Origin of the sequence: Buchnera aphidicola (Kaburagia rhusicola ensigallis) (genome assembly GCA_039830025.1) — a bacterium.
In the GTDB taxonomy this organism is placed as follows: Bacteria; Pseudomonadota; Gammaproteobacteria; order Enterobacterales; family Enterobacteriaceae; genus Buchnera_B; species Buchnera_B aphidicola_AW.
Window position 1 is genome coordinate 264,822 of the sequence record CP140040.1, and the last position, 11,998, is coordinate 276,819.

General features: G+C 28.0%; 13 protein-coding genes, 3 tRNA genes and 1 rRNA gene. 9 read left to right on the forward strand and 8 right to left on the reverse strand.

Annotation, left to right across the window (positions count from 1 at the left end):
- Positions 1-35: 35 nt before the first annotated feature.
- On the reverse strand, positions 36-1,760 hold the full coding sequence (gene argS / locus U0T55_01130) for an arginine--tRNA ligase (protein ID XBC43021.1): 1,725 nt from the start codon (positions 1,758-1,760) through the stop codon (positions 36-38).
- A 385-nt stretch (positions 1,761-2,145) separates the two neighbouring features.
- Between argS and U0T55_01135 the strand changes: the two genes are divergently transcribed.
- The 3 genes from U0T55_01135 to U0T55_01145 all read left to right on the forward strand — a co-directional run bounded on the left by U0T55_01135 (position 2,146) and on the right by U0T55_01145 (position 3,946).
- A 16S ribosomal RNA gene (locus tag U0T55_01135) occupies positions 2,146-3,698 on the forward strand.
- A gap of 64 nt (positions 3,699-3,762) precedes the next feature.
- Positions 3,763-3,839 (forward strand) — tRNA-Ile (locus tag U0T55_01140).
- Between the two features lie 34 nt (positions 3,840-3,873).
- Positions 3,874-3,946 (forward strand) — tRNA-Ala (locus U0T55_01145).
- Between the two features lie 3 nt (positions 3,947-3,949).
- Here the strand turns inward: U0T55_01145 and gloB are convergent.
- Positions 3,950-4,711: a hydroxyacylglutathione hydrolase gene (gene gloB / locus U0T55_01150; protein ID XBC43022.1), complete on the reverse strand. Its 762-nt coding sequence runs from the start codon at positions 4,709-4,711 to the stop codon at positions 3,950-3,952.
- Between the two features lie 85 nt (positions 4,712-4,796).
- Positions 4,797-5,258, reverse strand: a complete 462-nt coding sequence (gene rnhA, locus U0T55_01155) for a ribonuclease HI (GenBank protein ID XBC43023.1) — start codon at positions 5,256-5,258, stop codon at positions 4,797-4,799.
- Positions 5,259-5,295: 37 nt separating this feature from the next.
- Between rnhA and dnaQ the strand changes: the two genes are divergently transcribed.
- The 4 genes from dnaQ to grpE all read left to right on the forward strand — a co-directional run bounded on the left by dnaQ (position 5,296) and on the right by grpE (position 7,557).
- Positions 5,296-6,018: a DNA polymerase III subunit epsilon gene (gene dnaQ, locus U0T55_01160; protein ID XBC43024.1), complete on the forward strand. Its 723-nt coding sequence runs from the start codon at positions 5,296-5,298 to the stop codon at positions 6,016-6,018.
- A 70-nt stretch (positions 6,019-6,088) separates the two neighbouring features.
- Positions 6,089-6,162: transfer RNA gene (locus U0T55_01165), tRNA-Asp, on the forward strand.
- Positions 6,163-6,499: 337 nt separating this feature from the next.
- Positions 6,500-6,970: a xanthine phosphoribosyltransferase gene (gene gpt / locus U0T55_01170; protein XBC43025.1), complete on the forward strand. Its 471-nt coding sequence runs from the start codon at positions 6,500-6,502 to the stop codon at positions 6,968-6,970.
- A 29-nt stretch (positions 6,971-6,999) separates the two neighbouring features.
- Positions 7,000-7,557: a nucleotide exchange factor GrpE gene (grpE, locus tag U0T55_01175; protein ID XBC43026.1), complete on the forward strand. Its 558-nt coding sequence runs from the start codon at positions 7,000-7,002 to the stop codon at positions 7,555-7,557.
- Between the two features lie 95 nt (positions 7,558-7,652).
- On the opposite strand, the gene U0T55_01180 is transcribed toward grpE, so the two are convergent.
- Positions 7,653-7,931 (reverse strand): RnfH family protein, encoded by a 279-nt coding sequence (locus U0T55_01180; GenBank protein XBC43027.1) that lies wholly within the window; start codon positions 7,929-7,931, stop codon positions 7,653-7,655.
- A gap of 133 nt (positions 7,932-8,064) precedes the next feature.
- Between U0T55_01180 and smpB the strand changes: the two genes are divergently transcribed.
- On the forward strand, positions 8,065-8,550 hold the full coding sequence (gene smpB, locus U0T55_01185) for an SsrA-binding protein SmpB (GenBank protein XBC43028.1): 486 nt from the start codon (positions 8,065-8,067) through the stop codon (positions 8,548-8,550).
- Positions 8,551-8,597: 47 nt separating this feature from the next.
- Positions 8,598-9,095, forward strand: a complete 498-nt coding sequence (gene tadA / locus U0T55_01190) for a tRNA adenosine(34) deaminase TadA (protein ID XBC43029.1) — start codon at positions 8,598-8,600, stop codon at positions 9,093-9,095.
- Here tadA and acpS read toward each other — a convergent pair.
- From acpS to lepB, 4 genes are all read right to left on the reverse strand, one after another.
- Complete coding sequence (gene acpS, locus U0T55_01195; GenBank protein ID XBC43030.1) at positions 9,082-9,462, reverse strand: holo-ACP synthase; 381 nt, start codon at positions 9,460-9,462, stop codon at positions 9,082-9,084. The genes tadA and acpS overlap by 14 nt on opposite strands.
- Positions 9,463-9,575: 113 nt before the next feature.
- Positions 9,576-10,445 carry a GTPase Era gene (gene era / locus U0T55_01200; GenBank protein ID XBC43031.1) on the reverse strand — a complete coding sequence of 290 codons (870 nt, stop codon included), beginning with the start codon at positions 10,443-10,445 and terminating at the stop codon, positions 9,576-9,578.
- The gene (gene rnc, locus U0T55_01205) at positions 10,442-11,122 is read right to left on the reverse strand and encodes a ribonuclease III (GenBank protein XBC43032.1); all 681 of its coding nucleotides are present in this window, start codon (positions 11,120-11,122) and stop codon (positions 10,442-10,444) included. The genes era and rnc overlap by 4 nt, the downstream gene beginning before the upstream one ends.
- Before the next feature lie 96 nt (positions 11,123-11,218).
- The gene (lepB, locus tag U0T55_01210; protein ID XBC43033.1) at positions 11,219-11,968 is read right to left on the reverse strand and encodes a signal peptidase I; all 750 of its coding nucleotides are present in this window, start codon (positions 11,966-11,968) and stop codon (positions 11,219-11,221) included.
- Positions 11,969-11,998 lie beyond the last annotated feature (30 nt).

The following is an 11,998-nucleotide window of genomic DNA, read 5'->3' on the forward strand; positions in this document are numbered from 1 at the left end:
TATTACAATTATATATTTCGCAGTCACGTTTTTATTTACATATAATTCGTTGTGGAAATACCGATAACATTCAAACTTTTTTTTATTGTTTTTGCAGTTAAAGATGACAGAATTAGTCTGCTATCACGAATTTTAACATTTTTAGAAAATAGAATAGAACATGTTTCATAAAAATTTGAAAATATTGTAGATAGTTCATATACGTAATTGCACAGTATATGTGGCATACCTTTATTAGATGATTCTAAGATAATCTCTTCAAATTGTAGTAATTTTAATCCTAGCTGTTTTTCACATTGTTCCTTTAATTGAATTTTTCCTTTTATTCGAAACATTGAAATATTTAATTTTTTAAATATTGATAATATTCGAGTATATGCATATTGTATGTAAGGAGCTGTATTACCATCCAACGATAAAACGTTATCCCAATTAAAAACGTAATTAGTGGATCTATTTTTAGACAAATCGAAATATTTTACTGCTCCAATACCTATTTTTTTAGCTAAAAAATGTAATTTATTAGTAGAAAGTTTAGGATTTTTTTGCTTTGCGATAATTTTAGCTCGTTTTATTGACTCGTTTAATAAGTCAGACAATTTTATATTATCTCCAGATCGAGTCTTGAAAGGGCGTTTGTTTTTAGATAATATCATTCCAAACATATGATGTTCTACTATGAGATGGTTTGGAATATATCCAGCTAATTTTCCTATTTCTATTATTTGCATTAAATATTGATGTTGGCGAATATCAGTATAATACAATATTTTATCAGCATGAAGAATTTCATAACGATATTTTAAACATGCTAAATCAATAGTAGCATAAAGAAATGCTCCGTCTTTTTTTTGAATGATGACACCAAGTGGTTCTCCATTTCTATTTTTAAAATTATTTAATAATACTATTGTTGCGCCGCGATGTTTTACTGCGATCTTTTTATTTCTGAGATCGTGGATGATACCAGGTAACATATTTCTATAAAAACTTTCTCCTATAATATGTTTTTTAGTTAAAGTTACATTCAATTTTTTATAAATTTTTTCATTATTTTGAATAGTAGCATCAACAATTTTTTTCCAGATATTTATACAAAATTGATCTTCAGACTGTAATTTTAAAGTATATTCTTTCGCTTTTTTTGAAAATATTTTATCGTTTTCATATTTTATTTTTGATTTTTGATAAATCTTATTAAAATTTATATCTTTTATGATTATTGTTTTTTTTTGTTCTTTCAAGTAAGCTAGTATCATTCCAAATTGTGTTCCCCAATCTCCGATATGGCTTATCCTTATAACATTATGTCCAAGAAACTCCATTATTCTAGCTGTAGCATCTCCTATTATTGTTGAACGCAAGTGTCCTACATGCATTTCTTTAGCTATATTGGGAGATGAATAATCGATAATAATGTTTTTGGATTCTACGCGTTTAACACCTAATCGCGTCGATTTCATTTTTTTTTCTAACATTTCAATTATCCATTTATCATTCAAAAAAATATTAATAAATCCAGGTTTAGAAACGTAAACTTTTTGATATATTTTATGAATATGGATTTTGCAAGCTATTTTTTTTGCCAGATTATAGGAATTTATGTTTAACATTGTAGCTATTTTAATTATTCCATTTATTTGATAATCCCATGGTTTTTTTTGACGAGTACTATTAATTAAAAGATTATCAGTATTTCTTATTCCGTTGTCTATTAAAGCTTGGATTACGTGCTGTTCTAATATTAATTTTATATTCATGTTGGCTTTATTTTATTTTTTTTGATATATGAATTTTTTAGAATAAGTCATTTTTCCGAAATGGTTATGTATATTCTAATATTTAGAAACAATAGATTTAATAATGAGCAATTAAATAATATTATTTGCACTATATCAATTTTTTATTTTTTCTTCGAGGGTATTAATAGTAATTATATAAATTATATACGCAAAATATTTAAATTTGTATGTAAAGTTGTTGACAAGATATATAAAAAATGTAATTATATAAAAAGTTAAAAGTAATGCTCTTTAAAAAAATATTAGAAAATTTGTGTGGACACACCAAAACTTAAGATTAAAATTATTTTAATGTTTTTATTTATTAAAAAATAGTTTTTTTATTTTTTATAAAAGAATTTTTAAATTGAAGAGTTTGATCATGGCTCAGATTGAACGCTGGCGGCAAGCCTAACACATGCAAGTCGAGCGGCATCGAAAGAAGATTTTTTCTTGTCGGCAAGCGGCAAACGGGTGAGTAATATCTGGGGATCTACCTAAAAGAGGGGGATAACCATTGGAAACGATGGCTAATACCGCATAATGTTGGAAAACCAAAGTAGGGGACCAAATTTTTTGGCCTTATGCTTTTAGATGAACCCAGACGAGATTAGCTTGATGGTAAGGTAATGGCTTACCAATGCTACGATCTCTAGCTGGTCTGAGAGGACAACCAGCCACACTGGAACTGAGATACGGTCCAGACTCCTACGGGAGGCAGCAGTGGGGAATATTGCACAATGGGCGAAAGCCTGATGCAGCTATGCCGCGTGTATGAAGAAGGCCTTAGGGTTGTAAAGTACTTTCAGCGGGGAAGAAAAAAAGCATGTTTAATAAATGCGCTTTTCTGACGTTACCCGAATAAGAAGCACCGGCTAACTCCGTGCCAGCAGCCGCGGTAATACGGGGGGTGCAAGCGTTAATCAGAATTACTGGGCGTAAAGAGCACGTAGGTGGTTTTTTAAGTCAGATGTGAAATCCCTAAGCTTAACTTAGGAACTGCATTTGAAACTGATAGACTAGAGTATCGTAAAGGGAGGTAGAATTCTAGGTGTAGCGGTGAAATGCGTAGATATCTAGAGGAATACCTGTGGCGAAAGCGACCTCCTAGATGAATACTGACGCTGAGGTGCGAAAGCGTGGGGAGCAAACAGGATTAGATACCCTGGTAGTCCATGCCGTAAACGATGTCGACTTGGAGGTTGTTTCCTAGAAGAAGTGGCTTCCGAAGCTAACGCGTTAAGTCGACCGCCTGGGGAGTACGGCCGCAAGGTTAAAACTCAAATGAATTGACGGGGGCCCGCACAAGCGGTGGAGCATGTGGTTTAATTCGATGCAACGCGAAAAACCTTACCTGGTCTTGACATCCATAGAATTTTTTAGAGATAAAAAAGTGCCTTCGGGAGCTATGAGACAGGTGCTGCATGGCTGTCGTCAGCTCGTGTTGTGAAATGTTGGGTTAAGTCCCGCAACGAGCGCAACCCCTATCCTTTGTTGCCAGCGGTTTGGCCGGGAACTCAAAGGAGACTGCCGGTTATAAACCGGAGGAAGGTGGGGATGACGTCAAGTCATCATGGCCCTTACGACCAGGGCTACACACGTGCTACAATGGCATATACAAAGAGATGCAACTCTGCAAAGATAAGCCAACCTCATAAAGTATGTCGTAGTTCGGACTGGAGTCTGCAACTCGACTCCACGAAGTCGGAATCGCTAGTAATCGTGGATCAGAATGCCACGGTGAATACGTTCCCGGGCCTTGTACACACCGCCCGTCACACCATGGAAGTGGGTTGCAAAAGAAGCAGGTAGCTTAACCAGATTTATCGGATGGCGCTTACCACTTTGTGATTCATGACTGGGGTGAAGTCGTAACAAGGTAACCGTAGGGGAACCTGCGGTTGGATCACCTCCTTATAAATGATTCTTAATTTTTAGGTTGTGTCCACACAAATTTTCTGATCAGTTTTTTATGAAAAACAGGCTTGTAGCTCAGCTGGTTAGAGCACACCCCTGATAAGGGTGAGGTCGGTGGTTCAATTCCACTCAGGCCTACCATATATCAAATAAGTTAGTTAATATTTTTAAATATGGGGCTGTAGCTCAGATGGGAGAGCGCCTGCTTTGCACGCAGGAGGTCAGCGGTTCGATCCCGCTTAGCTCCAATTCTATTTTTTATATTCTTCCTTCATTTTTCTTAATTTCTGTAATATATTTAATTGAAACATCAAATCTTTATGAATTTTGGTAGACTTTTGAATTTCTTGTTTATCTAAATTTAAAAATGGATTTATTTTTTTTTCTGTGTTTAATTGACTAGGAAGTGAGCAACGTTTGTTGGAATGCATAATCTTAATTTTTTTGTAAAATTTTGTTACTTCATTATTATTTGAAAAAATGGAGTTAGCAAATTTTAAATTTTTAAACGTGTACTCATGCGCGCAGTAAATTAAAGTATTATCAGGAAGTCTCATAATTTTTTTAAGCGAATTGTACATTTTTAATGTCAACCCTGTTTTTATTTTTCCACACCCACCAGAAAATAATGTATCACCACAAAATAAATATGGTTTTGTATAATAAGAAATGTGTCCAGAAGTATGGCCGGGAGTAAACAAAATTTTAAATTTATAGTTTAAAATATCAATACAATCATTATCTTTACATACTTTATTTACGCCAAATTTTTTTGCTTCGTTAGGACCATAAATTAATAAATTAGGATAAATTTCTAATAATTTATCTATTCCTCCGATGTGATCATAGTGATGATGTGTAACTAAAATAGCTACGGGATGTACATTAAGTTTTTTAATTATATTAATCACAGGTATATGATCACCTGGATCAATAATGATACATAAATTATTATGGTTTATTATTATCCAAACATAATTATCGTTTAATATAGGAATGTATTTTATTTTCATATATATTTTGTTGTATTATTTAGTAAGTTTTTTTAAAAATTATTTAATTGTATTTCAGATTTAATGATGTATAACCTTAATAAGGTTAAGATATGTATCCGATATCTTCCAAAGTTGGGTTTCTTGCATAATATTGTGCTAAATTATTACATTTTTCATTTTCTATGTGTCCTGAATGACCTTTGATCCAATGCCAATTCATATGATGCAAATTTGATATAGTATTTAAACGAGACCATAAATCGATGTTTTTGACTGGTTTGTTTTTTGTAGTTTTCCAATTATTACGTTTCCAATTTTTTATCCACAATAAAATTCCTTTTTTTACATATTGACTATCAACAGTAATTTCTATATTACACGGTTTTCGAATTTTTTCTAATGCTATTATTACCCCCATGAGTTCCATTCGATTGTTTGTAGTAAAATAAAAACCCGAACTAATAATTTTTTTATGGTTTTTGCATTTAATTATTGAGCTACAACCTCCAGGACCTGGGTTACCTAAACAAGATCCATCTGAAAATATTTTAATAAATTTTGTCATAATTGTAAGTTCCTTAAAAATACGATGTTTAAAATGTATGAAAAATAATAAAAGAAAAGTTGTTTTAGATATTGAAACAACTGGTATGAATTTTTCTGGGTGTTTTTACAAAACCCATAGAATCATTGAAATTGGGGCAGTAGAAATTATTAATAATTGCGTAACAGGAAGTTATTTTCATTCATATATTTGTCCTGATAGATCAGTAGATGATAGTGCTTTTAAAATTCATGGTATTTCTGATAATTTTTTATCAGATAAACCAAAATTTGTTGAAATAGCTAAAGAATTTTTAAAATATCTTGACTATTCTGATTTGATTATTCATAACGCTAAGTTTGACGTTAGCTTCATTAATTATGAATTAAACATGCTTAGTTCAAAAATAAAAAATGTTGAAAAACATTGTAATATTATTGATACACTAGTAATGGCACGTAAGATTTTTCCTGGAAAGAAAAATACTTTAGATGCTTTATGTTCTCGATATAAAATTAACATTAAAAAAAAACGTATCCATAGTGCTATTTATGATGCTCAATTATTATCTAAAGTATATATATTTATGACTAATCGTCAAGAATCATTGACTTTTTTAAATCGTGATGTTTCGTATTATCGTTATGCCAAGAAGTTTATACCTTCAAAACATATCCAATCAAAAATTTTGTTGGCAACAGACCAAGAAAATATTTTTCATAAAAAATTTTTGGAGTATATGATTCAAAATTCAGGAAAATGCGTATGGATGGATAAGTAAAATGTATATGAACAGTGTTGACAGATATGATATTAAATTATATAATTTAAGTGTAGAATTTTAGTAGTATGGTGCGGTAGTTCAGTTGGTTAGAATACCGGCCTGTCACGCTGGGGGTCACGGGTTCGAGTCCCGTCCGCACCGTTTTTAAAGTTTTTTAAATTAAATTTCGTTTTTTGTTATAAATGTAATGTTAAATAATAAAATTTTTTAAAAATGAAAAAATTTAATAATTGAAACAATAAAAAATATTTTTAGAATAGTATATATAACATTTTTATTAATATTCAAATAAACTTAAATGAATAAATATATATGTAATTTATATCAATAGATATTGCGATACGTTTTTATGTTTTTAATTTTTTTTATTTTTAAAAACGGTAGTTTAAAATTTACAAAAAATATATTTAGCATAAATTTTGTAACTTTTTCTCATACAATTTAGATAATTTTAAAATTACGCTGTTTTAGGTTTTTTATGAGTAAAAAATATATTGTTACTTGGGATATGTTACAAATTTATGCTAGGAAATTAGCTTACAAATTACTTCCAGCAAAACAATGGGAAGGTATTATTGCAGTAAGTAGAGGAGGATTAATACCATCAGCATTATTAGCAAGAGAATTAAATATTAGGTTCATAGATACAATCTGTATATCTAGTTACGATCATAATCGTTTACGCGATTTAAAAATTCTAAAGCATACTTCTATAAAAAACATAAATGAATCTAAAATTATTATAGTTGATGATTTAGTAGATACTGGTGGAACAGGTCAGATAATTCGTTATATGTATTCTAAAGCAACATTTGTTTCAATTTTTGCAAAGCCTATGGGCAAATTATTAGTAGATAAATATATTATAGATATACCGCAACAAGTATGGGTGGAGCAACCATGGGATATGGGGATTTCTTATCAATCTCCATTAGTAAAAGATTTTTAAAATATTGCATTTTTTAGGTACTTTTAATCATGGACATAAAAAAAGAAATATTAGATAAACATGATATTAGCGATTCTGATATAAAAAACGACAAATTAAAATCAAACGTAAATATTGATATAGAAAAAATAGATATATTGAATAAACAAATTTCAGATCTTGAGTTAAATTTATTAGATCAAGAATTATTGTCAAAAAATAAGTTAAAATCGTACTATGATAGGGTAAAAAAAGAAATTGATAACACTTATAAGTTTGCATTACAAGATTTTTTTAATGCATTACTTCCTACTATCGATAATATAGAGCGTGCTTTAGATTTATTTGAGAAAAAAGATGATATTATAAAACCTATATTTAGTGAATTAAATGCAGCTTTGAAATCTTTAATGAAATTGTTAACAAAATTCGGTTTAACACAAGTAGATGAAACATGTGTTCCATTTAATCCTGATATACATCAAGCCATGACTATACAATCATCTAAAAAAATAAAAGAAAATTATGTTATTGCTGTTATGCAAAAGGGTTATTTACTAAATGGTAGATTGTTACGTCCAGCTATGGTAACAGTTTCTAAACTATAGTCCCAAAAATCTGAAGCATATAATAATATCGTTTTCTTGCAGGCAATATTACAATATTGAATATTTTGCTCTGCAAGAATGTATTCAAATGTCTTTTATTTTTTTAATAACATTTTTTTCCTTCTTAGTTCTTTTGGATCTATTAATAATGGTCTATAAATTTCAATTCTATCTCCGTTTTTTACTAAATCTTTTAAGTTAACTATATTTCCATAAATTCCTATATTGTTTTTTGTTATATCCACCACTTTTTTATCAAAAATATTAGAAGTTAATATAGCTTCTTTTATAGAAATTTTGTTTTTTAATTTCATCTCTTTAATAAATTGCTTATGTTTTAGAGCATATACAATTTTTATTTTAATTAGTTTCATTTTATGTCGCATTAATTGGTACTGTTTTAAAAATATAATTTATATTATTATTAATATATATAAACGTAAAAATATTTTAGTTAAAATTGATGATTTGGAATATACAATTTATGTTGGATTTGGGATTAAAATTATGATAAAAAAAAATAACATTAAAAATCCGATAACTAGTATTATTGTTAATAGAAAAGCTAAACATAAATATTTTATCAAAGAAACATTAGAAGCTGGATTAGTATTATTAGGTTGGGAAGTAAAAGCATTTAAATCAGGAAATATAAATATTAGTAATAGTTATGTTGCTTTTTATTTTAATGAAGTTTATTTAATAGGATCACAATTTAATTTTCTTTATACCACTAATTTACATGCTTTACATCATGTTAGCAGAAATCGAAAAATATTATTGCATAAAAATGAAATTACGTCTTTGCACAGTAAAATATATAAAACTGGTTATACTGCTATAGCTTTATCACTTTTTTTAAAAAATAGTTGGTGCAAAATACAAATAGCTATCGCAAAAGGAAAAACAAAATACGATAAACGCGAAACAAAAAAAGAGTCTCAATGGAAACTGGAAAAAAATCGAATTTTAAAAAATAAATTGATTTTTTAATGCATAATTAATATGTTAATATAATAGAAATTGTTTTGGATTAAAATATGTACAAATGTGATGAGTATTTTATGGAGCATGCTCTAAAATTTGCTAAATTAGCAGAAATAGATAAAGAAGTTCCTGTTGGAGCAGTATTAGTACTAAATAATGTTATTATTGGGCAAGGTTCCAATAGTTCTATTTCGACACATGATCCTACTGCTCATGCTGAAATTATAGCATTACGTTCTGGAGGGGCGTTTCTCAAGAATTATCGTTTAACAAATACGACATTATACGTTACATTAGAACCTTGTTCTATGTGTTATGGAGCTATTATTCATAGTAGAATTTCTAGACTAGTATTTGGAACAAGTTACAATAATAAAAATAGTTATACTCATTTTAATGAAAATCAATATGAAAGAATTAAAAAAAGTAAAATAATAATTACAAAAAATATTTTAAATAAAGAATGCAAAAATATATTAAAATTTTTTTTTAAAAAAAAAGAAAGAAAAAATTATGATTCAGGTTCTACATTAAAATTTATTTTTCAATAATAACGATAGTGGATACATGTGATTTTTCATCACTTAAACTGACATGAATTGAGTTTATGTTTAAATTTTTTGCTATTTTTTTGGCTTTTTTTAATAATCGTAAATTTGGTTTTCCTAAATGATTGTGGTACAATTCAAAGTTATTGAATTTTACACCATGTTTGATTCCTGTTCCTAATGCTTTTGAAGCTGCTTCTTTTACAGAAAATCTTTTTGCTAAAAATACTACGGGATTTTTACTTTTTTTGTATTCGTTTAATTCATAATTAGATAGTATTTGGTATAAAAATTTTTCTTCTAATTTATACATAATTTTTTTAATTCTAGTTATGGATAAGATATCTATACCTATTCCAATAATACTCATATAGTTTAATTTCCTTTATTAATCCAAATATTTTGGCGCGTAATTTATGATACGTATTTAAGTAATTATATTTTGGTAAATTTATATCATTATTTTAATTAATTAAATATTAATTATGTATATAAATTAGCGTAGTGTATTTTTTTATTTTTTACAAATAATGAAAGATACACTGAACTTTTTAAATACTTTTCTAGTTCTTTCCTAGCAATTGTTCCGCATAATTTTATTTTTTTTCCTTGATATCCAATGATAATTTTCTTATGCGAATTATTTGTTACAATTATTATACCTTTTATAATATAAACTCTTTTTTTTAAATTTATACTTTCAATAATAATTTTTATTGAATGAGAAAGTTCATTTCCTAAATAAAATATAAATTTTTCTCGAATAATTTCTGAAATTTGAAAATGTAAACTATTATTTGTAACTTGATTAGATGAAAATTGTGGTTCAGATATAGGTAATGTTTTTTGAACTATGTTTGATAATAAATCAATATTGTCTCCTGTTTTTCCTGAAATAGGAATAATTTCTTGAAATGAATATTTTTTTCTTAAAAATTCCATATATGGTAATAAAGAAATTTTTTGTAAAATTTTATCATTTTTATTAATAACGGCTATTGTAGGAGTAATACTATTTTTTATCATTTGTAAAACTAATTCATCATCTAATGTCCAACGAGTTTGATTTAAAACTAATAATATTAATTCTGAACTGTTACATAATTTTTTGATACAATTATGTTGTTTTTTGTTTATAAGTTCTGTGCATTTACGAGATATACCGGGTGTATCTGTATAAATAGCCTGAATACCCTCGTCGTTTTGAATTCCAATTATGTTACTTTGAGTAGTGTGAGGTCGTTTAGAAACTATTGATACTTTTGATTTCACCAATTTATTAATTATTGTTGATTTTCCAACATTTGGTTTTCCAATAATAATAATTGTACCGCAATAATTTATTTTTTTCATTCCAATCCTAATTTTATTAAAGCATTTTGTGCAGCTTCTTGTTCTGCTTTTCTTCGACTAGAGCCAATCCCAATTGATTTTTCATTGATTCCAGAAATTTCGCAGAAAATAGTAAATAATTGATTATGCGCTTCTCCATATACTTTTTCTACTAAATATAAAGGCAATGGTAAATGTTTTGATTGTAGATATTCCTGTAATCTAGTTTTTGGATCTTTTTGAGTATCTCCAGGACTAATTTTTTCTAATCTTTTTTGATACCACTTTAAAATTAATTTTTCAACTGTTATTAAATTACTGTCTAAAAATATACTTCCAATAAGCGCTTCTATAGTATTTGCTAATATCGATTCTCTTCTAAAACCCCCACTTTTGAGCTCTCCTTGTCCTAATTGTAGATAGTAACCTAAATTAAACTCATGTGCTATTTTCGCTAAAGTATGCCCTCTAACTAAAGTTGCCCGCATTCGACTCATATCTCCTTCATTAACGTTCGGAAAGTAATGATAAAGAGCGTTAGCTATAACGAAACTTAAAATAGAATCCCCTAAGAATTCAAGTCTTTCATTGTGTTTGCTATTTGCGCTTCTATGTGTTAATGCTTGAATTAACAAATGTTTTTTAACAAAAGTATATCCTAGAGTTTTTTGTAATTTTCGAACTACATTATGATTCATATTGTTGCCAATTATACTGATGTAGTAATTTAGAATACCATTTAACGATTTTATATATATTTTATCACAAGAAATATCAGTGTTTCGCAAATTATTTTAATATATGCTTCCGATACGATTCATTCGAATTTCTGTTAGCCAACTATTTTTTTTTCTCTCTGAACTCATCCATATAAAAGTAGCTTTTCCTATTAAATTCTTATCTGGAACAAATCCCCAATAGCGGCTATCTAAACTGTTGTCTCTATTATCACCCATTACAAAATACATGTTTTTTGGAACTATCCAAGTTCCTTGTTTTTGATTAAATTGTTTGAAATACATAATTTTTTGATCTATCATTTCTTTTGAAAATAATATCTGATATTTTAAATCTTTTATATTTTCTGTACATGTATTTAAATGAAAAATATTGTTATGAAATGTTTGGATATAATTACTTGGTTTTAAATCAATATGAGAAATGAGGATTTTATTTTGGTCGTTTTTTGAATGCATGCTACTATGTTTTACAATTAAATCTTTTGTTAATGAATTATAAGTAATTGTATCACCAGGCAATCCAACTATTCTTTTAATATAGTTTAAGTGCATATTTTTAGGATATTTAAAAACTGCTATATCTCCATACTTGGGGGTATTTGTATCAATTAATGTAGTATTAGTAATTGGATTTTTAATCCCATATGCGAATTTTTGCACTAATATAAGATCTCCTACTAACAACGTAGGCATCATTGATCCAGATGAGATTTGAAATGGTTCATATAAAAAAGATCGAATTAAAAATGCTATGAGGAATATAGGAAAAAAAGATGCTAAAAATTGAATTCCATTTTTAATCAACTCAATGATTTTAGAATTAAAATTAATGCT